General features: G+C 69.3%; 18 protein-coding genes. 9 read left to right on the top strand and 9 right to left on the bottom strand.

The genetic code is table 11. The features are described 5' to 3' along the window. Positions 1–28: 28 nt before the first annotated feature. A complete protein-coding gene (locus FL344_RS29035) occupies positions 29–1,057 on the bottom strand; it encodes a kinetoplast-associated protein (protein ID WP_090489721.1) in 1,029 nt (342 codons plus the stop codon). A gap of 283 nt (positions 1,058–1,340) precedes the next feature. On the opposite strand from FL344_RS29035, the gene asnS reads away from it, so the two are divergent. Beyond that, entirely contained in the window at positions 1,341–2,741 is a 1,401-nt protein-coding gene (asnS, locus tag FL344_RS29030) for an asparagine--tRNA ligase (protein ID WP_141620828.1), read from the top strand. A gap of 48 nt (positions 2,742–2,789) precedes the next feature. On the opposite strand, the gene FL344_RS29025 is transcribed toward asnS, so the two are convergent. After that, positions 2,790–4,529 carry a CotH kinase family protein gene (locus FL344_RS29025; protein WP_141620827.1) on the bottom strand — a complete coding sequence of 580 codons (1,740 nt, stop codon included), beginning with the start codon at positions 4,527–4,529 and terminating at the stop codon, positions 2,790–2,792. A gap of 191 nt (positions 4,530–4,720) precedes the next feature. Further along, a complete protein-coding gene (locus FL344_RS29020; protein ID WP_228565463.1) occupies positions 4,721–5,392 on the bottom strand; it encodes an abortive infection system antitoxin AbiGi family protein in 672 nt (223 codons plus the stop codon). Positions 5,393–6,035: 643 nt separating this feature from the next. Here FL344_RS29020 and FL344_RS29015 point away from each other — a divergent pair. Continuing rightward, a complete protein-coding gene (locus FL344_RS29015; protein WP_228565462.1) occupies positions 6,036–6,653 on the top strand; it encodes a hypothetical protein in 618 nt (205 codons plus the stop codon). 189 nt (positions 6,654–6,842) lie between these two features. Here FL344_RS29015 and FL344_RS29010 read toward each other — a convergent pair whose 3' ends face one another. Together FL344_RS29010 and FL344_RS29005 are read right to left on the bottom strand one after the other, a co-directional pair. Continuing rightward, a complete protein-coding gene (locus FL344_RS29010; RefSeq protein ID WP_141620824.1) occupies positions 6,843–7,754 on the bottom strand; it encodes a hypothetical protein in 912 nt (303 codons plus the stop codon). 66 nt (positions 7,755–7,820) lie between these two features. Next, positions 7,821–9,197: a cytochrome P450 gene (locus FL344_RS29005; protein ID WP_141620823.1), complete on the bottom strand. Its 1,377-nt coding sequence runs from the start codon at positions 9,195–9,197 to the stop codon at positions 7,821–7,823. Positions 9,198–9,346: 149 nt separating this feature from the next. Here FL344_RS29005 and FL344_RS29000 point away from each other — a divergent pair, with 149 nt between their 5' ends. From FL344_RS29000 to FL344_RS28985, 4 genes are all read left to right on the top strand, one after another. Next, positions 9,347–9,760: an energy transducer TonB gene (locus FL344_RS29000; RefSeq protein WP_228565461.1), complete on the top strand. Its 414-nt coding sequence runs from the start codon at positions 9,347–9,349 to the stop codon at positions 9,758–9,760. Between the two features lie 69 nt (positions 9,761–9,829). Continuing rightward, positions 9,830–10,549: a purine-nucleoside phosphorylase gene (deoD, locus tag FL344_RS28995; protein WP_090489703.1), complete on the top strand. Its 720-nt coding sequence runs from the start codon at positions 9,830–9,832 to the stop codon at positions 10,547–10,549. A gap of 236 nt (positions 10,550–10,785) precedes the next feature. Continuing rightward, on the top strand, positions 10,786–12,453 hold the full coding sequence (locus FL344_RS28990) for a penicillin-insensitive murein endopeptidase (protein WP_228565460.1): 1,668 nt from the start codon (positions 10,786–10,788) through the stop codon (positions 12,451–12,453). A 96-nt stretch (positions 12,454–12,549) separates the two neighbouring features. Further along, complete coding sequence (locus FL344_RS28985; protein ID WP_141620820.1) at positions 12,550–13,431, top strand: alpha-ketoglutarate-dependent dioxygenase AlkB; 882 nt, start codon at positions 12,550–12,552, stop codon at positions 13,429–13,431. Between the two features lie 18 nt (positions 13,432–13,449). Here FL344_RS28985 and FL344_RS28980 read toward each other — a convergent pair whose 3' ends face one another. Further along, positions 13,450–14,706 carry a DEAD/DEAH box helicase gene (locus tag FL344_RS28980; RefSeq protein WP_141593277.1) on the bottom strand — a complete coding sequence of 419 codons (1,257 nt, stop codon included), beginning with the start codon at positions 14,704–14,706 and terminating at the stop codon, positions 13,450–13,452. On the opposite strand from FL344_RS28980, the gene FL344_RS28975 reads away from it, so the two are divergent. Next, positions 14,687–15,265, top strand: coding sequence for a putative toxin-antitoxin system toxin component, PIN family (locus FL344_RS28975; RefSeq protein WP_141620819.1), 579 nt, complete (start codon positions 14,687–14,689; stop codon positions 15,263–15,265). The two genes, FL344_RS28980 and FL344_RS28975, sit on opposite strands and share 20 nt — an antisense overlap. A gap of 71 nt (positions 15,266–15,336) precedes the next feature. Further along, positions 15,337–15,963 carry a hypothetical protein gene (locus FL344_RS28970; protein ID WP_141620818.1) on the top strand — a complete coding sequence of 209 codons (627 nt, stop codon included), beginning with the start codon at positions 15,337–15,339 and terminating at the stop codon, positions 15,961–15,963. A 78-nt stretch (positions 15,964–16,041) separates the two neighbouring features. Here the strand turns inward: FL344_RS28970 and FL344_RS28965 are convergent, their stop codons facing one another. Continuing rightward, positions 16,042–17,568, bottom strand: a complete 1,527-nt coding sequence (locus tag FL344_RS28965) for a hypothetical protein (RefSeq protein WP_141620817.1) — start codon at positions 17,566–17,568, stop codon at positions 16,042–16,044. Further along, positions 17,565–18,581 (bottom strand): cytochrome c family protein, encoded by a 1,017-nt coding sequence (locus FL344_RS28960; protein ID WP_228565458.1) that lies wholly within the window; start codon positions 18,579–18,581, stop codon positions 17,565–17,567. Before FL344_RS28960 ends, FL344_RS28965 begins: the two co-directional genes overlap by 4 nt. A 41-nt stretch (positions 18,582–18,622) precedes the next feature. Here FL344_RS28960 and FL344_RS28955 point away from each other — a divergent pair, with 41 nt between their 5' ends. Beyond that, entirely contained in the window at positions 18,623–19,636 is a 1,014-nt protein-coding gene (locus tag FL344_RS28955; RefSeq protein ID WP_141620815.1) for an NAD(P)-dependent alcohol dehydrogenase, read from the top strand. A gap of 133 nt (positions 19,637–19,769) precedes the next feature. On the opposite strand, the gene FL344_RS28950 is transcribed toward FL344_RS28955, so the two are convergent. After that, the gene (locus FL344_RS28950) at positions 19,770–21,005 is read right to left on the bottom strand and encodes an RIO1 family regulatory kinase/ATPase (RefSeq protein ID WP_228565457.1); all 1,236 of its coding nucleotides are present in this window, start codon (positions 21,003–21,005) and stop codon (positions 19,770–19,772) included. Between the last annotated feature and the right edge of the window lie 50 nt (positions 21,006–21,055).

The raw sequence follows: 21,055 nt of genomic DNA, 5'->3' as shown, positions 1-21,055 counted from the left end.
GCGGCGCCAGGGAGCCCACCGCGCCGGGCTACTTGCCCTTGCTGTAGTCGCGGCTGGCGATGACGCCCTGGACCTCGGCCAGCGCGCGGGCGCCGGACGCGGACTCGAGCGCCTTCTCGGCGATGGCCTGGACCTGGCGCTTGGCCTCGGCCAGCTCCGTCTGAAGCGTCTGGAGCGCCTGGGCCTGCTTGGTGGCGGTCTCCTTGAGCGAGGAAATCTCCATGGCGGCGACGCGCTGCGCCGTCTCCGCGTCCTTGGTGGCGAGCGTGAGCTTCAGCTCCCACTCGGACTTCACCCGGTTGCCGGTGATGGCCGCGGCGGTGTCCGTCTCCTTCTTGAGCACCAGCGGGAAGTCCGCCACCTGCTTGCGCAGGTCCTCCAGCTCCTTCTCACGCTGCTTCAGGGCGTCCTCGCGGGTGGCCCAGTCCTTCTCCAGCTTCTCCTTGCGGTCGCGCTCGGTGGCGGCCTGCTGGCGCAGCGACTCGGCGAAGGCATCCTGCTCCTTCTTGCGCTGGAGCTGGGTGTCATAGGCGTACTCCTCCTCGGCGCGCTTGCGGGCGACCTCGGTGGCCTGCCGCTCGGCGGACTGGTCCGCGGCGGCCTTCGCCCGGGTGTCCTCGATGTCCTTCTGGAGCCGCTCCATCTCCGCTTCCAGCTCCGCCTTCTTCTTGTCGTACTCGGCCACGAGCACGTCGATGGCGCTGGCGGCCACGTCCTTGCCGTGCAGCCCGTTCAGCTCCTCCGTCTTGAGCTGGATGGCCTCGTCGAGCTGCTTCAGCTCCTCCACCAGCGAGATGACCTGCTCGTTGATGCCGGCCAGCGTCTTGTTGATGGTGAGGCCCGCCTCGGTGACTTTCTTCACGGCGGATTCGGCGGTGAGGCTGGACACGTCCGCGAGGACGTTCTTCGCGTGGGCCTCCTGCGCGTCCTGCTCCTTGGTGGAGACGATGGGCTTGTTGCGCGCCTTGCGAGCGAGCTCCTCGAAGGCGGCCTTGGTGGCCTCGGTGGAGCGGTTGCGGGCGACGACATTGCGCTTGGACGTCTTGCGAGTAGCCATGTGACTCTCCAGGTAGGGCACGGCCAGGGCAGGCCGTGAAGCCCGCGAGGGACGTGAGGGTTTCGTGGAATCGCTGGTCCCCTTTTCGGGCGACCATGGGAGAAAGATACCTGGGGGGTCTGACACGGTTGGCCGGGTTTCAGGCGGTCTGGCGGGGTGCTTGGAGCCCCCAGAAGCGCCGCCGGGCGGCCCGGGTTGCGATGCTTGGGGCACAGCGCCCTTGTCCTCGGGGCCGGGGCCCGGCTAACTCGCAGTCCCCGAAACGGCTCAAGGGAGAGCGTCAATGCAGGTCGTCAGTGTGAAGAAGGCCCTCGCGGGAGGGGTGGAGGAGGGGACGAAGGTGGAGGTCCGCGGCTGGGTGCGCACGCGCCGCGACTCCAAGGCGGGCATCAGCTTCGTCAACGTCAGCGATGGGTCGACGTTCGACCCCATCCAGGTCGTCGCTCCGAATTCGCTGCCCAACTACGAGAAGGAAATCCTGCACCTCACCGCGGGCTGCTCGGTCATCAGCCGGGGCACGCTGGTGAAGTCCCAGGGCAAGGGGCAGGCCTATGAAGTCCAGGCGGACGAAGTCCAGGTGCTGGGCTTCGTGGACGACCCGGACACGTACCCCATCCAGCCCAAGCAGCACACGCTGGAGTTCCTGCGCGACGTGGCCCACCTGCGCGTGCGCACCAACACGTTCAGCGCCGTCACGCGCGTGCGGCACCGCGCCGCCCAGGCCGTCCACCGCTTCTTCGACGAGGAGGGCTTCTTCTGGGTCAACACGCCCATCATCACCGCGAGCGACGCGGAGGGCGCCGGGCAGATGTTCCGCGTCTCCACGCTGGACGCGGTGAATCCGCCGCGCACGCCGGACGGGAAGATTGACTGGCACAAGGACTTCTTCGGCAAGGAGGCGTACCTGACCGTCTCTGGCCAGCTCAACGCGGAGGCCTACGCCCTGGCCATGTCCAAGGTGTACACGTTCGGCCCCACGTTCCGGGCGGAGAACTCCAACACCACGCGGCACCTGGCCGAGTTCTGGATGATCGAGCCGGAGGTTGCCTTCGCGGACCTCAACGAGGACGCGAACCTGGCCGAGCGCTTCCTCAAGCATGTCTTCAAGGCGGTGCTCAATGACTGTGCGCCGGACCTGAAGTTCTTCGAGGAGCGGGTGCAGAAGGGCGTCACCGAGCGCATGGAGAAGTTCATGAACTCCAGCTTCGAGCGCATCGACTACACCGAGGCCGTCGAAATCCTGAAGAAGGCCAAGAAGAAGTTCGAGTTCGCGCCCGAGTGGGGCAAGGACCTCCAGACGGAGCACGAGCGCTATCTCACCGAGGAGCACGTGGGCCGGCCGGTGGTGGTGATGAACTACCCGGAGGCCATCAAGTCCTTCTACATGCGCCTGAACGATGACGGGAAGACGGTCGCCGCCATGGACGTGCTCGCCCCAGGCATTGGCGAAATCATCGGGGGCAGCCAGCGCGAGGAGCGCCTGGACGTGCTGGACCAGCGCATCCAGAAGTTCGGCCTGAAGCCGGAGAGCTACCAGTGGTACCGCGACCTGCGGCGCTACGGCTCCGTGCCACACGCGGGCTTCGGGCTCGGCTTCGAGCGGCTCATCGTCTACATGTGCGGTCTGCAGAACATCCGGGACGCGATTCCCTACCCGCGCGTGCCGGGCTCCGCGGCGTTCTAGGCCGCCGTCCGAGTGTCCCCTCCACCGAGGGAGGGGACACCCGCCCGCTCAGGGCAGTTGGCTCTCCAGCGCGCCCCAGCGGGTCCGAATCCACTGGCGCACGTACTCGACTTCCTCCTCGTAGGAGTTGAAGTCCTGGCGCGTGTGCCAGTGGGGGAAGTTGCCATGGCCGCCCCACGGGTCGTTCGGGTCGCCGAAGGCGCGGTGTTTGGCGCCCCACTTCGCCCAGTCGCGCCGCGCGGCAGGCGCCGTCTCCTGGACGTAGCCGTCGATGAGGGCCTGCATGACCTCCACGTTCAGCGTGTCGCGCAGCAGCGCCCGGTAGCGCTCGCGCATGGGCCCGGCGATGGTGGGGTCGGCCAGCATGCGCTGGAAGAGCAGGTTGTCCTCGCGGAACGTGGGGCGCGCCGTGGGGGAGGTCCGGGTGGTGTCGTAGGACTGCCCGAAGCTCGCGTCCAAGTCCCAGGGGATGAAGCGCCAGGGGCCGCCGGTGGCCGGGTCGTAGGCGTGGTAGGCATTCTTCGCCTGTGAGTCCACGCCCAGGATGAGCGTGTTGAAGATCCACCAGTCCTCGTAGTCCCGCGCGTTCATCCGCTGCGGGAAGCCGGCGCGGAAGGCGTCCGCGTTCGAGTCCGCGATGAATGCGGTGAGCGCCTCCAGGGGCGCGAAGGCGCCAGGCTCGCCTTCCTCCGGGGAGCCCTCCGACTTCTCGAAGCCTTCGTGGAGGCTGCTCTTGGGCGTGCCGTCCTTGCGCAGGCGCGAGAAGTTGGCGCGGTGGTCCACGGCCTTGAAGGCGTCCGCGTCCTTGTCGATGCCGTGCGCGGCCAGCAGGCGCTTGTTGACGTGGTCCGCCGCTGTGTAGAGGCCGACGTATTTGTTGTTGGCGTAGAGCACCGCGCTGTAGGTGCGCAGGTGGATATGGCCCGGGCTCATCCGGCTCCACACGTCGAAGGCGAGCCGCGAGCGCATGTAGGAGTTGTCATTGAACGTGGTGATGAGCACCACGCGCTTGCGGTCCTCGAAGCCGTTTCCGAAGACGGGCTCGGTGAAGAGGTCCTCGTCCGGGAATTTCAGCGTGAGGCTGCGCTTGGGGAACACGCTGGAGGTGGCGCCCCGGTACTTCGCCTCCAGGTCGAAGCGCTGGCCCCGGTAGACGAGCTGCGCCGGCCGGTAGCCGCCCGCCGTCAAACCGCCCTCGTAGGAGAGGTGGAACACCGGCAGGCCGAACTCCTCCGTGTAGGCCGCCGGGTCGACGATGGGGACGTTGCCGGGCGCGGACTCGTTCTCCGCCACGCCGACCTTGAGCGTGCCCGTCTCGCCGGTGCTCTCTTCCCGGAGCGTGAGGTGCCACACGGCGGCCTGGTCCTTGCCGGGTGTCCAGCTCAGGGTGCCCGTGGCCGCATCGAACCGGGCGCCGGGCGGCAGGTTGTCCACGATGAAGCGCGTGTCCGGCGCGGCATGGCCGGTGGTGCAGGTCACGGTGGCGGAGACGGGCTCGCCCTCGAGCACCCAGCGTGGCTCGCCCGCGGTGGGCGCGCAGAGGTTGGACTGCGGCGGTGGGCCGCCATCGGGCTCGCCGCCGTCAGGGGTACCCGGGCCGGTTCCCGCGTCAGGTGTCGCCCCTCCGTCCGTGCCGTTGGAGGGCAGGCCCGCGTCGGGAATCGTCCCGTTGTCAGGGGGCTCGCTGGCGGGGTCCGGAATGCCACGGCTTCCAGAGTCGCCACCACACGCCACCACCAGCCCCGCGACTCCCGCCAGAAACAGCCTTGGAAAGCGTTTCCCGCCCACCTGGTCCCTCCCCCCTCGAACGCCACGTCAGGCTCGCAGGATTAACCATTCCGTGATGTGCTTGGCACCCCCCGCGGTGCCGGCCGTTGTCGGCTCGTGGACGCCGCCGGAGGAAGGGCACCCAGTGAGGCCAGGACGGGACACGCGGTGTCCGGTGGGCAACCTCCCTGGGCCCGCTCGCTTCCAGGGGGCTATCCGGCCTTGAGGCGCACGGAATCAGAGGCGTGCTTCGCGAGCGCCTCGGCGATCTGGTCCGACTTCCACAGCGGGTCCAGGCAGGGGCAGAAGTAGCCGGGGCCCGCCTTTTCGCGCACGGCCCAGGTGAAGAACTCGCGGGCGGTGTCGTGGAGCTCCTCGGGCAGGAAGAGGGCGGCGACGTCGTACTCGGTGAAGCGGAGCAGGCCCGGCACGCGCCATTCGCGCTCCCAGTCGAAGCGGTAGCTGTAGGGCGCGTTGTGGTGGTCGCCCTGGATGTCCACGAAGGGCGTCATGGACCAGATGGGCTCTTGCTGGGGCGAAGGCGCCGCGAGCGCGCGCTCCACCTGATGCTTCAGGGCGAGGTGCGTGGGGGAGGCGTACTGGACGTACCAGACAGGGCCGCCGCCCTGGGAGAGGATGTAGCTCTTGCTGAAGCCAATGCCATACAGGCTGCGGCGCTGGACGAGCCGGGCGAGCTGGTCCAGGGGAATCTCGCTGAAGCACACGGAGCGGTGGCGCTCGGCGACGGCGGGCTCTCGGCGGGCGATGCCGAAGCCCTCGGCGCCGGGGATGAGCGTCCGGGCGCCGAGGATGCTCATCATGTTCTGGTAGGCGTCAAGATAGGGCGGTCCCGGCTTCGTGAAGTGAACCACGAAGTCAGACATGTCTCGCCACTGTGGATTCGTCTGGTAGCCGAGCATCATCCCTACTCCGCAGGCAATGTCTCGGACAGCGCAGGGGGATGCAACTCGAACGACGCGTGGCACGCCGCGCCTGCCTGTCTTGTATTCAGGAGGGCGAGGGCTGTCGGCGTAACGCGTTGCTCCCGATGGCCAGGCAGGGAAGCCTCCTGGGGGCAGAATCCGTTTGAGGCGGCAGACCGGTTGAGGGGGCTGCCGTGGCTGCGGACGAAGCGCTGCGGAGCGCGGGGGCCTGGGCGACGGGCTGGTGCTCGGGTCGGGTCGGCTCCTCGAGGCCCTTGCGCAGCGCCTGCGCGGGGCGGGGCGCACCCCTCCGCCCCCAGCCTTCGGCGCCGCGCTCTCCCGCCCCGCGCATGGCAGCGGTGTGTCCGTTCACGTGCCGCAGGGGCCCCGCCCCCTCTGGGCGGAGGCGCGCATTTCCCGCTGATTTTTCTCACCTCGCCTGCGAGAGTGAAAATTGCGCCATTTCAGGTTGTCGAATTTCAGGATCATGCGGCCATGGCCCGCCTGCGCGGGCGTCAAAGGTGCGGCTCACGACGCGCCCGACGAACCCATGGCCTTTCCTTGCCACAATGCTTGAAACGCGATGGAGCGGATGAGGTCGAACATGTCTGGAAGGTCGGTGCTGGCAGTGTCGTTTGTCGTCTTGGCCTGCGCGCCGGCGTTCGCGCAGACGGGGCAGTGGTCGCAGCCGACAAAGACCGAGCAATGGTCGCAACCGCCGCAACAGCCGCCGCAGGCCCAGACGCGCCCGCAGGCGCAATCGCCCGCCCCGACGCCGCCCGCGCCGGGCAAGCCCGGTCAGTCCCAGCCGGGCCTCGGGTCCAGCCCCACCACCACTCAGCAGGTCGATCCCCGGGCGATGGACAATCCAGAGGTCGTCCAGCCGCAGGGCAAGGTCCCGGCCGGCATGGTGGGGCGCTGGAATCTGAGGGTGCCCGGCGGCATCTGGTACAGCACTGACGGCAGCCGCATCTATCGCAACTATACGCAAGGCGCCGCCATGAACAGCCTGACCATCCGCGCCAACGGCACCTACAGTTGGGGCGGGACGACGGGCCCGCTGACGGAGATCCGCCCCTGGTTTGCGCAACCCGGCGAGCGCTATTTCGCCGTCCAGCTCGATGCCGACCTCAAGTACATGGCGCGCCACGATGCGGGGAAGGGCAAGATCGACCTGTTCTTCTGGGGTGTGGGCGGCCACGCGGCGACCGGTACGCGCTGAGGCGTGCGGCGGCGCCTCAGCGGCCTCCGCGCCCGACCCGCGCGCTGCGATGCCGCGGCCGCTGCGGGGCGGCGTCATCGCCCCCCGCTTCGCGGTAGCCGGGGCGCTCCGGGCCACGGACCGGCGGCGTAGAGTCCCCTCCATCGCCCAGAGGGCGGGGGCCTCCGAGTCGTGCCTCCACGCGTGGCGCTACGGGGACGAGGCAATCCTGTTCTCGCGCCCGCGCTCCTCATAGTCGGGCCAGCCGAAGTGGCCTTCGTACTCCTCGACTCCCAGCTCCGCGGTGGCCGAGGCACGCAGGGCCTCGAACTGGCCGCTGTCCCGCATCTCGAGCAGCGTCGCGACGAGCATCTTCCCCAAGTGCTCCTCGAGTTTCGCGTGCGCCTCGGGCGTGCCCCAGGTCCCATCCTCGCGGGCCGCGAGCTTCGCGCCATCGAGGCCCACCAGGGACGGCCTGTGCTCCTTCACGTCGGCCCAGCGCGGAACGAGGAGCTCCGCGAAGCCGAAATGGGTCATCGCGTCGCCACGTCCCGGCTCGGCCGCCGGGTCGAGGTCGAAGCACACGTTCAGCGTCCCGTTGTCGGTGGAGTACTGGAGCTCCAGTCGCTGGAGCGGCCGTGCGTCCTGGACCCGGGCGAAGTCCTTCACCGCCTTGGCGAGGAACTTCGCGACGCGCTGGCGCTCCTTGCCCAAGTCCAACGGGGCGACCTTCTTCTTCGGGGGAATCGCGACGTAGTACGAGGCGCGGAAGGCACCCTCGGTGCCCTCCCACGGAGCCAGGGCGATGAAGGCCTCGGTCTCGTGGCCCTTCTCATTCTTCAACACCAGGTCACACCAGTATGTCGGTTGCGGGTGCAGGCGCTGCGTGCGGAAGATGGACCACCGGGGCTGCACGAAGGGCTTCAGCGTCGCGCTCTTGACTCGAAAGCCGCTCTTTCCGAGTCCGCGGATGAAGCTGTCGTTCTGACGGGGAGGGCCGGACTCGGGAAAGTCGGGATGTTCGTGCGCTCGCAGGCCGGACCAATCACAGGCATCGAACAGCTCGCGCCAGCGGTCCACGAAGGCGACCGCGCCCGGGGGCGGGGGAGGAGAGGACGTCATGCGGCCGCTATACCTCAACGTCCGCGCGGCTTGGACTCCTGCCGCGTCTGCAGCAACCCGTAGTCATCAGGGCCGCGAGGCCGTGACCCAGACGCCGGGCCTGGGGCGCAGGGTGATGGCGGGCGTGGGGTGGATGACCTGGCCCGGCGTCAGGTTCAGTCGAACGCGTTGGAGCAGGGTGGCCAGCACCAACACCAACTCCATCAGCGCGAACTGGTTGCCGATGCACTGACGTGGCCCACCGCCGAAAGGGAACCAGGCGAAGCGTGGGCGCGCCTGCTCCTGTTCGGGAAGGAAGCGATCCGGGTCGAAGCCTTCAGGATTGTCCCAGGTGCTCGGGTGCCGGTGTGTCACCCAGGGGGTGATCAACATATGGGCGCCTTTGGGAATCCGGAACCCGCCCACGAGGTCCTCCTCGGTGGCGATTCGAGAGAGGGCCCATGCCGGTGGATAGAGCCGCAAGGATTCGTCCACCACGCGGTGGGTGAGTTCCAGCCGGGGCAGGTCCTCGTGCGTGGGGTTGCGGCCTCCCAGCTCACGTGCCAGCTCCGACTCCATGTCCCGTCGCACGCCCGGGTGCTGGGACAACAGCATGATGGTCCATGCCAGCGCGCTCGCCGTCGTTTCATGGCCGGCGAGCAGGAGGGTCAGGACCTCGTCGCGGAGCTGTGTGTCGCTCATCCGCTCGCCCGTGTCGTCGTCGTGTGCCTCCATCATCATCTGCAGCAGGTCGTGGTGCTCGCCGCTCTCGCGTCGTCGCTTCGCGATGATGCCGTGCACCACGCGGTTGAGGCTGCCGACGTCTCGCTCGAATTGCCGATGGGCGGGAAGTGGAAGGCGCAAGGAAAGCGGCACGGGTTGTGTAAGCCGCTTGTAGACAAACACTTGCAGCCGGCTCATCACCGTCGCGATGTCATGCGCGGCGCTGCTGACATCGGCGCCGAACAGCGTCGTGCTGGCGATGCGAAGCGTCAGTCGGGTGAAGTCCTCGGCCACATTGAACGCGGCGCCCGTGTCGGCGCGGGCCTCCAGCGTGGCGGCGAGGTTCGCAGCCGCGTCCACCATTGTCCTCGCGAAGCCCGCGACCCGTTGACGATGGAAAGCGGGTTGCGCGAGCCGGCGCTGCCGCAGCCAATGGCCACCCTCGCTGGTGAGCAGGCCGTGGCCCAGCAGCTCTTGAAGCACCCTGAATCCGCGTGACTGTTTGCTGTAGTTGCGCGCATGGTCTTGAAGGACGTGGCGCACGCCATCCGGGTGCGCCACCAGGACGAGGTCGGCGGGCCCCATGGGGAGGCGCACCACGTCGCCGTATTCCCGCGCCTGGGCTTGCAGGAAGTGGAGCGGGTCCTTTCTCAGGGCACGTAGATGTCCAATCAGCGGGGCTCCTGGTGACATGGGCGGAAGGGGCGCGGCGGTCGACGCACCCGCTGGATAAATGGACATGGCCGCGAGCTCCCTTCCTGGCAACGAAGCCTCATGCAGGGCATGGGGTGTTCATCCCCGGCGGCGAGCGCATCCGGGCCCGGCTCCGGGCCGTTGGAGGGCGCACGCTGGCGGACTACCATTGGCCTTTTCTTGACGAGGGAACGCTCTTGGAAACCCTGTTCCGAAATGGTCGCCTGGCGCTCGCCGCCGTGCTCGTCCTGGCCCTGTCGCCCATGGCCCTGGCCGCCGCGGGCAGTCCGCAACTCCTGGCCTTCTTCCAGCAGGACCTGACCAGCGCTGACTACCAGCAGAAGGTCTACTCGCGCGTCGCGGGGAAGTGGCGGCAACCCGGTGCGAAGGGCACGCCCGGTCTGGGGAAGAAGACGGTGGTCCGGGCCGTGATTGGCCGGGACGGCAAGCTCCTCTCCGCCGACGTGTCCACGGAGTCCGGTTCGAAGACATGGGACGCCGCCGCGCTGTCGGCCGTGAAGAAGGCGGCGCCCTTCCCGCCGCTGCCGGCGAACTTCCCCGGCGCCACGCTGGACGCCCACTTCCACGTGGCCTGGGTGGCCGGGCCCTGAACCTGGGCAACGCGCGGCGGTTGATTGGTGAGGGCACTCCCGGGCGCACACGCGGTATATGGTGCGCCCATGGCGACTCCTCATATCTCCGCTGCCCCTGGTGACTTCGCTGACGTGGTCCTCATGCCCGGCGACCCGCTCCGCGCTCGTTACATCTCCGACCGCTTCCTGGAAGGTGCCCGCGAGGTCACCTCCGTGCGCAACATGCTCGGCTTCACGGGGACTTTCCGGGGCCGGCGCGTGTCGGTGATGGGGCACGGCATGGGCGTTCCCTCCATCTCCATCTACGCCACCGAGCTCATCAAGACGTATGGGGTGCGCGTGCTCATCCGCGTGGGCAGCTGCGGCGCGCTGAGCACCGACGTGAAGGTCCGGGAGGTCATCGTCGCGACGGGAGCCGGCACGGACTCCAACGTGAATCGGATGCGGCTGATGGGGCATGACTTCGCCGCGGTGGCGGACTTCACGCTCGCACGCCGGGCCGTGGAGGCGGCGGAGCGGCGCAACAAGCCTGTGCGCGCCGGCCCCGTCTTCACCTCCGACCTCTTCTACCACCCGCAGGAGCAGCTCAACGCCACCCTGGCGCGGATGGGGGTCCTGGCCGTCGAGATGGAGGTCGCCGGCCTCTACGGCGTGGCCGCGGAGTCGGGCGCCCGCGCGCTGGGGCTGCTCACGGTGTCGGACCACATCATCACCGGGGAGAAGCTCACGCCGCAGGAGCGGCAGACGACGTTCGACGAGATGATTGAGCTCGCCCTGGACGTCGCACACGCCGAACCCACGCCGTAGCGCCTTGTTGGCGGGCAGGCGGGTAGGGCGCCTTTCCGCTCTGAAGGTACGAGAGGGCCGCTCTCGGAGCGCTTTCCAGCGCCGGGGGCGGCCAGATTTCCCGGACGGTGCTTTGTGCCCAGCGGGATTCCGGGCCATCCTCCGGCCCGGTGCGTTACCCAATCTGGCTCCTCCTCGTTTGCGCCGGCTGTGCCGCGCGTATCTCCCCCCACGCTGGCACTGCGCCGGCCGACGCCGTGCGTGCCCAGGACTCCGTCCCCGTGGCCGCCGCCGAGCCGCTACCCGAGGCTCCTCCGCTGGCGTCCGCTTCCGCCACCGAGCCGGTGGCCCCGGTGGCGGAGGCTGCTTCCGCGCCCGCGTCCACCGCGGATGACTGTGCGTTGAGCGCGGAGGACCTGGAGTCCGAGGAGGAGGAGCTGGCCGAGGGCGAGGGCGATGACGGCGAGAAGGAGACGCCGGACGCCGTGGCCGCGGGCGCCGCTTCGACAGGGCCGCTCTACACGGCTGACATCTCCGATGAGGAGCTGGCGCGGCGGTGGAAGGACGAGATTGCCTCGCTGGGCTCCATGGCAGTGGGCTTCGCGCACAGCGGCCGGCTGGTGAACGCCAGGCAGTTCCCCCAGGGGGACGACTGGATCGTCGTCACGCCCGCGGGCGCCTGGGCCACCGAGGAGACCGTCAACTACCTGGCCGACGCCATCCGCGACGTGCGCGCCCGCTTCCCGAATGCGCCTCCGCTGCGGGTCAACGGGATGAGCCACAAGGAGGGCGGCTACATGCGCCCTCACAAGAGCCACCAGAACGGCCGTGACGTGGACGTGGGCTTCTACTACCCGACGGTGGACCCCATCCGGACCCGCGCGCGCGAGCACGTCATCGACGTGCGCATGAACTGGGAGTTCATCCGCTCGGTGCTCGTGAAGACGGACGTGCAGATGATTCTCGTCGACCGTCGCGTGCGGAAGGTCATCTACGACCACGCCGTGCGCGCGGGCGAGGACAAGGCGTGGTTGGACTCGATTTTCAATGACGGCCCCACGGGCATCGTCCGGCATGCCCGCGGCCACCGCGACCACTTCCACATCCGCTTCCACAATCCGCGTGCCCAGGAGCTGGGTCGTCGGGTGCAGCCGTTCCTGGCGCTCCAGCCGGAGCACAACGTGACGACGCACCGCATCCGGAACGGTGACACGCTGGGCGGCATCGCGCTCAAGTACGGGTCGTCGGTGGCGATGATCAAGAAGGCCAACCGGATGCGGAACAACTTCCTGCGCGCGGGGAACCGGTTGTCCGTGCCCCTGCGCGGGCCCTGCACGCACTGCCCGGTGCCGCCGCCGCTCGTGCTGCCCACCCGGCGCCTGCCGCCGAACGTGGTGGCGCCGGCGATGGTTGCCGCCGCTCCCGCGGCGAAGGCGGAGAATGGTTGTGTTCGGACCGAGGGGGCTGTGGCGCAGGCGGCGGCCACCGTCGTTCCCGCGGTGGGCGCGGCCTCCGTCGAGGCGGCATCGACTGTGTTGTCCTCCGCTCCCGTGGGGGAGTCGGCTCCGGTGGTGACGTCGGCTGTGGGGAACTCCGTGGAGGCGGCTGCGGTGAAGCCTGCGGCCGGTGGGCCTCTGGACGTGGCTGCGGTGAAGCCCGCTGGAGGGACGTCCGTCAATGTGGCTTCGACGGTGAAGCCCGCGAATGCCGTCAACGTGGCGTCGACGGTGATTCCCGCCGCGGCGGAAGGTGCCTCGGCGACGACGCCTGCCACGACGGAAACCGCGGTGGCGCAGCCCACTTCCGCCAAGGTGGCTCCGGCGGAGCAGACCGCTGCGTCCAGCCCGGCTCCGGCCATGACGCCCACTGTCGTACCGACGCGCGAGAAGGGTGAGGGCGCCGCGGGCATCACTCACGGCCGCTGACCTGTCCTCCACCGGCCATGCAGGCTTGGGCCCCGTGCCTCCCATGTGGTGACACGGGGCTCGTTCGTTCCGGAGTGTGGTAGGCACGGGCCGTCCATGGCGTTTTCACCGCACAAGGGCCGCTCGCTGGCCCACAAGGCCCGTCAGCGCTCCCCCGGCCACCACTACAACGCGAGCTTCATGTCCGCCGCCGACCGCGCGGAGACCCTGAGCTGGCTCGCGACGCTCCACCCGCTGTGGGAACAGCGCTACTCCAAGCACTTCCCCCCGCCACCGGGGCAGGCCCAGCGGCGGCTGCTGCGGCCGGTGTACTGGCTCGGCAACTGGCAGTTCGCGTGCCTCGACTACTACCACCCGCCCAAGGGCATCCTGAACCGGTGCGTCCAGGCCGAGCCCTTTCCGGCGGTGCTCCAGCGCCAGGTGGCGAAAATCGAGGAGCTGGCGCGGCGGATGTACCGCGGGCCGGACATGCCTCCCCGCTGGCACCTCAACACCTGCCTGGTGAACTTCTACGGGAGCCGGTTGGAGGACGGGCGCTGGGTGGACACCGCCCGGGTGGGCGAGCACAAGGACTTCGAGCCGGGCCCCGTGGCCTCGCTGTCCTTCGGTGAGCGTGCCCTCATCCAGTTCGTCACGTCCTCCCGCCCAGGCGAACGTGACGCGGTGGTGCTGGAGCAGTGGCTGGATGACGGCTCGCTCCAGCTCTTCGGTGGCGCGCGCTGGAAGGACCAGACGTTCCACCGCGTGCAGCGGGTGGACACGCGCACGGGCAAGACGCTGGCTCCGGAGCTGCCGGACTTCCGCACCCGCCGCATCAACCTGACGTTCCGCTACGTGCCGGACGAACACGTCATTCCGTTCGCCGCGCTCTCCCGCGAGGCGCGCGAGGACGTGCGGCCCTACATGGCGCAGCTCGCGCAGGGCAGCGCCTTCTTCCGTGAGGCCCTCGCGCGCGAGGAGCCGGGCACGCCGGCCTGACGCAGGGCCGCTCCGCGCCTACGAGCGGCGCTTGCCGTGCGAGCGCGCGTGCCGCCCCGGTGTCTGATCCGGCGCGCGCTTCGACTGCCCGTGGTCCTTCTGCGGAGGACCCGGGTCCTTCTGCGCGGCGAGGAAGGCCTCCCACGCCTCCTTGAAGACGGGGTCCTCGCGCGGCACCTGGACGCGGGGAATCTCCGAGCGCATCAGGTGCTCGATGCGCGTGATGACCTGCCCCTCGCGCGTGGTGGCGAAGGTGGAGGCGACACCGCTGGCGGTGGCCCGGGCCGTGCGGCCGATGCGGTGCACGTAGTCCTCGGGGGCATGGGGCAGGTCGTAGTTGATGACGTGGCCCACGTCCTCCACGTCGAGCCCGCGCGCCGCGATGTCGGTGGCCACGAGGCAGCGGTAGGTGCCGTTCCGGAAGCCCTCCATGGCCTGCTTGCGCTGGTTCTGCGTGCGGTCCGCGTGCAGCACCGCGGTCCGGTGTCCCGCGCGCTGGAGCGCCCGCTGGACCTTGTCCACGCGCTCCTTCGCCCGGGTGAACACCAGCGCCGTCGCCGAGTCCTGGGCCAGCAGGGTGAGCAGCAGCGGCGTCTTCTCCTCGGGACGGAGGAAGTACAGCCGTTGCTCGGCGCGCTCGGCGGGCGTGCCGCTGCGGGTGACCTCCAGGCGCACGGGCTTGTACAGCCGGCTCTTGGCGAAGCGGGTGACGTCGGGCCCGAGCGTCGCGGAGAACAGCAGCGTCTGCCGGCGGCGAGGCAGGTGGGCGACGATGCGTTCGAGCTGCGGCAGGAAGCCCATGTCGAGCATCCGGTCCGCTTCATCCAGCACGAGCGCTTCCAGGTGCGGGAAGCGGATGGCGGTGTTCTCCATCAGGTCCACCAGCCGCCCGGGCGTGGCGATGACGAAGGAGGGCAGCGTCTTCAGGGCGTTGACCTGCGCGCCCATGTCCTCACCGCCAATGACGGTGGCGTGCGTGAGGCGGCGGGGCTCCGCGAAGAAGCGCACCGGCTCCGCGATTTGCTGGACCAGCTCACGCGTGGGGGCGAGCACCAGCGCGAGCGTGCCCTTCTTCCCCGCGAGCCGTTCCACCAGGGGGAGGACATACGCGGCCGTCTTGCCCGTTCCGGTGGCCGCGCAGCCGATGACATCCCTCCCGGCGAGCGCTGGAGGGATGGCCTGCTGCTGGATGGGCGTGGGCTGCGTGAAACGCGCGCGGCGCAGGGCGCCCAGCGTCTCCCGCGAGAGGCCCAGATTGTCGAAGGTGTCGCTCACGGCTTGGGGGTACCACGTCGCGAGGCCTCGTGGGAAAGGGCCTCGCGGGGCAGGCACCGTGATTCCCGCCCGCCAGGAGGGCATGATGGCCGGATTGGAACACCTGATGCCCTTCACACCGCTGCCGGTGGTCCTGGATACCAACGTGGTCCTGGACCTCTTCGTATTCGATGACCCCTACACACGCCCATTGGCCGAGGCCCTGGCGGCGGGGACGCTGACGGCCTGGACGGACGCGGACACGCTGGCGGAGCTGGGCTACGTGCTGGCCTCGCGCAACTTTCAACCCGGCCTGGGGGCGCCCCACCGGACCGCTGCGTTCGAGCGCTACCGGGCCCAGGTCCACATGGCGCCGTCCGCCGAGTCCGTGCCCGCGCCGTCATTGCCCCGCTGCCGGGACCGGGACGACCAGAAGTTCCTGAGCCTGGCCGCGCGAGCCGGAGCGGCCTGGCTGGTGAGCAAGGACAAGCGGGTGTTGTCCATGGCGGACCGAGCGGGCCTGTCTTTCGCCATCCTCACGCCCCGGCAGGCCGTGACCCGCCTACCACCCAGGGGGTAGATACAGGCCGCCCGCTCCGGAACATCTTTCGCGTCGAGCTGCACAGTCACTCGATTCCCAAGCGAGAGAACATGTTCCGGATTGCGATGGTCGTGGCGCTGGCCCTGTCCACCTTCGTTGGCTGTGGTGGCGATGACGACAACCCTGACGGCACGCCGCAGAAGGTGCAGTGTGATGCTTCGAACTGCGCGGGCTGCTGCTTCAACAATGTCTGTCAGACGGGGACGTCGACCTCTGCGTGCGGCAAGGCAGGGGCCACGTGTCGGGCGTGTGGCACCGCGCAGGTATGCAAGGCGGACCAGACCTGCGGCGTGGACCCGGAGGGGGTCTGGCGCGTCCAGCCCGTCTCCGCCCAGATTGCCACCAGCAACAATGGCTCGGCGTGGGATGCCGACAGCTCACCGCCGGACGTGTTCGTCGAGATGGCCTGCCCGGGAGGTACGTCGGTGTTCATTTCGGACATGGTGCAGAGCTACACGCCCGCGTGGACCACGGGCGGCTGTACGGCGCGAGCGAGCCAGTTGATGGCGGAGCAGTGGGCCTTCCGCCTCTGGGACGAGGACCTGGCGTCCAACGACACCATCACGGATGTCCTGGGCACGCGCTTCACCGAGCAGCACTTCGCCGCGGGCACCGTCACGTTCGGTGCCTCCGGCGGCATGACGTCGCTGACGGTGCAGCTCCAGAAGCAGCCCTGAGCACGGGGGCTGAAGCGCACACGGTGGACCCGGGCAGGGTTTCCGGGGCCGCCGTGTGCGTTGATGCGCTGAGGCGGCTCAGGCCCGAGGCGCCGGGCGGTAGCGCAGCACCTGGACCCGAGTCTCCGAGACGAGGAAGCTGGTGATGGCCGTCGGGCTCGCCTTGCCGTTCGTCTCGCCCCAGTCGATGACATGGATGCGCAGGGAGACGGTGCCCTCCATCATCATGTCTGTGTGGTCGTTCGTGAGCACGACATCCGCTTTCTCGCCCGCGTAGGTGATGAGCGTCTGGCGGAAGGCGTACCAGGACTCCCGGCTCCCGGAGAGCTCGGACTTGCCACGCAGGAATGCCGTGGGGCGGGCGAGTGAGCCCAGGAGGAAGTCGCCGCCGGTGAGCTGGTGCTTGAGCTTCTCTGCCGCGGGGAGGTTGGGTTCGTCGCAGCCCATGCACTCGCCCGCGCAGGAGCAGTCGTAGCTGGCCTCGCGGGTCCCCGTGCGGCGCTTCTCACACTTGCTGATGCAGGCCTTGGTCTGCTGGGCCTCCTTCTTGTCCAGCTTCTCGATGCTCGCCAGCATCTGCGCCTGGCTGGCATCCGCCTCGAAGAAGGACGCGTCTCCCAGGTGGAGCAGCCCCGCGATGCGCACGATGCCGTCGCTCTCCATGGCGGACAGGGCCGTGCGCGCCGAGGCCGTCTGGGCCTTGTGCTGCGCCGGCTTGACGCGTGTCCACTTCGCGCGCGCCTCGGAGTCCTGGCCCTCGTAGTCGAGGCTCGCGCGGTCGAAGAGCTCGGCCACCTTCTTCGCGCGGGCCAGCGCCGGCTTGTAGCTGTCCTTCACCGGAACCGTGGAGAACAGTCCGACGGCGTAGGTATTTCCTCGCGGAGGCTCCCCCTCCTCGTAGGAGCGCTCCAGCGTGAGCAGCGTCTCCACCTCGTAGCGGGGCGCCCACTCCATCTTGGCGGCGCTACTGCTACGGGCAGCGGCCTGCTTTCGCTCGAGCGCGAAGGCGCGGACCTGCTCGAAGGCCGCGGCCTCGGCCTCCGGCTTGTAGGGGTCTTCCCCCTCCACGTACACGCGGAAGTCACTGAGGCAGGTGTCGTCGTAGGACGTCCCGGGATAGGTGGAGACGAGCGTGAGCCGCACGCCGTGGACCTTGTTCGGAACAGGCAGGCGGACTTCCTGCCAGCCGAGGACGTCCTTCAGCTCCATCTCCAGCGCGGTGCCCGTCGCCTGGGGGCCCGTCTCTCCCTGGACCAGCGGCTCCAGCTTCACCTTGCGAGGCCGGGCGTTGGCGCGAAAGAGCTTTTCGGACTTCTGGAAGCCATTGCGAAGGAACAGGCGGTACGTCTTCGCGCGCGACAGCTCCGGTCCCCACCATTCAATGGCCTCGCCCTCGCCGCGGCCCTTGGCGCCTTCCACCCAGGCGGTGGCCGGGTCGTCATCCGCGATGTAGAGCGGCAGGTAGTTCTGGGCGTGCTTGTTCCAGCCATTCTCCAGGAAGGAGGAGGCCGTCACACGGCGGGGATGCAGCCGGTTCGCCGAGCCCGCATTGGGTTCGAGCATGACGGGCGGCGTCGCGGCGAGGAGGAGCGACAGGAGAATCATGGCGTGCGTTCCTTCGGGGTGTGTGACGACGGAAACGGTTGAAGGGGCTCGGCCCAGAGCACGAGCTGGGACAGGCCCGGCGGATAGAGCCCGGAGTCCTCCTGCTCGCGGGACACGAGGTGGTAGACGACGCGCGCGTAGCGGGCCCCCTTGGGGAGCGGCACCTGGCGTGTCTCTCCGGGCCGCAAGCGCGTGTCCTCCACCGCGCCCAGGTGGGGCAGGGGCTCATGGGGCCACTCCCGGACCTCCAGGCTGCGGCCGAACGTGGCCACGGTGCGGGAGGTTTCGAAGAGGGGGCCCTCGGAGACTTCCACGCTCACCCAGCGCATGACGTCACCCGAGGGAAAGGCATGGCCCACCTCGCGCGTGGAGACGCGGAGTGACGCGCCCACCTGTTCCACCCGGAGCGCGGCCTTGAGGGACTCGGTGCGCCGCGTGCCTCCGAAGCCGTGGTCGCCCTGGGGCATGTGGCAGGACGTGCAATGGCGCGTGTCGCCGCTCTGGGTCTGCCAGCGGCGCCACTCTCCCACCGTGTCCTGTTGAAGCTGCGTGGGGGACAGCCGCACCCGCTGGCCCGCGCTCGTCAGCACGGGGAAGCCGAACTGGTGACAGCCCGCACAGGGCATTCCAGGCGCTTGTCCTTCGTTGCCCGTGGGGGCATGGCAGCCGGCGCAGGTGACACCGTGCTCCTCGGGAGGACTGTCCTTGGGAAGCGGGCCCCGCTCCAGGTTCCGGGCGAGCGGCGCGTGACATTGCACACACCAGCCGGGCCGGTCCTCGGTCAACGCGACCTGGAAGACGTCATCCGTGCGGGCCGTGGCGTGCCCGCTGTGTCGCCAGGAGTCCACCTGGACGGCGTGGCATTCCGCGCAGCGCTGGACATTCCAGTCCGGCAGGCCATGCGGCGCGGGTCCCACGTCCATGCGCGCGGTGCCTTTGGGAAAACGCGGCGTGGGGGCTGTGGCCAGCAGCGAACAGGTGAAGAGGACGAGCACGGACACGGTGGCCCGCACTGTAGGCGTGATTGGGAGGGGCGCGATACAACGCCTCACCTATGAAAGCCTATGAAGTCCAAGCAGGGTTTGGGTTGGACAAGCTGGTGCAGGTCGAGCGGCCGGACCCGACGCCCGGCCCCATGCAGGTGCGGGTGCGCGTGAAGGCCACGAGCCTCAACTCCCGCGACTTGATGATGGTGGAGGGGCGTTACAACCCCCGGCAGAAGCTGCCACTCATTCCCAACTCGGACGCGGCGGGCGTCGTGGATGCGGTGGGCCCCGGTGTGACGCGTGTGAAGCCCGGTGACCGGGTGATGAGCCTCTTTTCCCAGGCCTGGAGCGCCGGAGAGCCCACGCGGGCGGCGCAGGTGAGCACGCTGGGGGGACCGTTGGACGGTGCCCTCGCGGACACGGTGTTGCTGCACGAGGACGGTGCGGTGCCCACGCCCGCCTATCTCACCGATGAAGAGGCTGCGACGCTGCCGTGCGCGGCCGTGACGGCGTGGAGCGCGCTCGTCACCCATGGGGCGCTCAAGGCGGGTGACACCGTCTTGCTTCAGGGCACCGGTGGCGTGTCCATCTTCGCGTTGCAGATTGCGAAGCTGCTGGGCGCGCGAATCATCATCACCTCCAGCAGTGACGCCAAGCTGGCGCGAGCCCGGACGCTCGGCGCGCATGAAGGCATCAACTACGGGACGGCGCCGGACTGGGACAAGGCGGCGCGCGCGCTGACGGGCGGCGTGGGCGTGGACCACGTGGTGGAAGTGGGTGGGGCGGGGACCTTCGAGAAGTCGCTGCGCGCGGTCCGGCCCGGCGGCACGGTGTCTGTGATTGGCGTGCTCAGCGGTGGCGCGGGGACGGTGCCGCTGACGCCCATCCTCATGCAGAACCTGCGGGTGCAGGGCATCTTCGTCGGCCACCGGCAGAGCTTCGACGCGCTCAACCGGGCCTTCGCGCTGCACACCGTGCGCCCGGTGGTGGACCGCGTCTTCGAGTTCTCCGAGGCACGCGCTGCTTTCGAGCACCTCAAGAGTGGGGCGCACTTCGGGAAGGTGGTCGTCCGAGTGGGGTGAGGCAGTCCCCATCGCCAGACGTGCGCAGCCGTGACGCTGCTTCGTCCGGGCACCGGCATTGTCCCGCCGGTGCCGTGCACGAGGTCATCGAAGTCGGGCCCCGGAGTTCGCCCCGGGAGCCCCGAATGACGGCTCAGGAACCCGCTTCGTGCGAGCCCGGGTCGGACGATGAGGCCGGGCGGGCCACGTAGGAGACCTGGGGCCCGCCAGTCCGCGGTGAGCGCGGACCTCCGCGGCCCTGGGGCTGGCGCGGCGGTCGAGGGCCACCCTCGTTGCCGCCATTGCCCGGACGGGATTCCCGGACGGTGTTCTGCGCGGGAGCGCCTGGCATGGACCGAGTCTCGACGACGGGCTCCGGCCTGCCATTGCCGCGCCGTTCGTTCCGGTCGAAGCGAGCCCCTCCACCGCGAGGACCCCTCGGGTTCGTCGGTGAGGCGAAGGCGTCGCCGCGAGGCTCGGTCCGTGGTGGACGGCCGTTGTCGAACGCACGCTGCTCATTGCCGGGCACGCTTGGATTGCCACCGCGCGAGTTGGAGCGGGGAGGCCGACCATTGCCATTGCGTTGTTCGTTCTGGCGGGGGCCGCTTGAGGGCGCGCTGTTCGCGAGCGGCTCATTCGGCTGGGAACCGCCCATGCCTCTGCCGTTCGCACGCGCGTCATTCTGGCGGGGGCCGTTCTGGAACCTGCCGTTCGCACGAGGCTCGTTCGAACGCGGACCGCCATTCGAGGCACGAGGCTCATTCACGCGCGGGCCGCCCTGGGGGCTACCACTCGCACGCGGCTCGCTTGGGCGCCCAGGCGCACCGCCGCCCGTCCGCTGCCCATTCTGGGGCGGCCGTGCGCCGTTGCCTCCGCCCCTCGGCGGGGGCCGGCCTCCTCCAAAACCCCGGTTGCGCCCGCCCCGAGGCGGAGGTGCCGCCACCGCGGGCTTGCCACGCTCACCGCCACCCTGCCTGAGCACCAGCGCTTCCAGTTCCCGAAGCTCGGCCTCGGCGGCCTCTTCGGGCGTCAGGTCGCGCTGGGGGGCGGCGACTTGCTCGACCGGCGGGGGCGGCGGCGGACGGAACCCGCCTCTGCGCTCGTCACCCTGGGGCTGGAACCCCTGGTTCCGAGGCCCTCCGCGACCGTGATGGCGAGGTCCCTCCCGGAAATTGCCCGACGGCACGAAGTCCGGGGTGAGCTCCCGGCGCACGTAGGCATTCCAGATTTCGCTCGTGTCGCTCGCGATGCTGTGCAGCCAGGGCGCGGTGCTCGCGAGGAAGTTGCGGACGTTGTCCAGGTCGCGCCGGAAATAGAACTCCGCGCGGTTGTTGCGAGCAGCCGCCACCGTCTGCGGGAAGTCGATGATGACCGGCCCCGCATAGCTCATGAGGATGTTGTCTGTCTCTTATAAACATCTCCGAGCCCACGAGACGCTCA

The sequence above is a fragment of the Myxococcus sp. AB036A genome, from assembly GCF_006547355.1.
In the GTDB taxonomy this organism is placed as follows: Bacteria; Myxococcota; Myxococcia; order Myxococcales; family Myxococcaceae; genus Myxococcus; species Myxococcus virescens.
This window is presented reverse-complemented; position numbering and strand designations above follow the sequence as displayed.

Coding starts and splice junctions, on each gene's coding strand:
- FL344_RS29035 (WP_090489721.1), bottom strand. CDS start 1,057: ATGGCTACTCGCAAGACGTCCAAGCGCAATGTCGTCGCCCGCAACCGC.
- asnS (WP_141620828.1), top strand. CDS start 1,341: ATGCAGGTCGTCAGTGTGAAGAAGGCCCTCGCGGGAGGGGTGGAGGAG.
- FL344_RS29020 (WP_228565463.1), bottom strand. CDS start 5,392: ATGTCTGACTTCGTGGTTCACTTCACGAAGCCGGGACCGCCCTATCTT.
- FL344_RS29015 (WP_228565462.1), top strand. CDS start 6,036: ATGTCTGGAAGGTCGGTGCTGGCAGTGTCGTTTGTCGTCTTGGCCTGC.
- FL344_RS29010 (WP_141620824.1), bottom strand. CDS start 7,754: ATGACGTCCTCTCCTCCCCCGCCCCCGGGCGCGGTCGCCTTCGTGGAC.
- FL344_RS29005 (WP_141620823.1), bottom strand. CDS start 9,197: ATGTCCATTTATCCAGCGGGTGCGTCGACCGCCGCGCCCCTTCCGCCC.
- deoD (WP_090489703.1), top strand. CDS start 9,830: ATGGCGACTCCTCATATCTCCGCTGCCCCTGGTGACTTCGCTGACGTG.
- FL344_RS28985 (WP_141620820.1), top strand. CDS start 12,550: ATGGCGTTTTCACCGCACAAGGGCCGCTCGCTGGCCCACAAGGCCCGT.
- FL344_RS28970 (WP_141620818.1), top strand. CDS start 15,337: ATGTTCCGGATTGCGATGGTCGTGGCGCTGGCCCTGTCCACCTTCGTT.
- FL344_RS28965 (WP_141620817.1), bottom strand. CDS start 17,568: ATGATTCTCCTGTCGCTCCTCCTCGCCGCGACGCCGCCCGTCATGCTC.
- FL344_RS28955 (WP_141620815.1), top strand. CDS start 18,623: ATGAAAGCCTATGAAGTCCAAGCAGGGTTTGGGTTGGACAAGCTGGTG.
- FL344_RS28950 (WP_228565457.1), bottom strand. CDS start 21,005: ATGAGCTATGCGGGGCCGGTCATCATCGACTTCCCGCAGACGGTGGCG.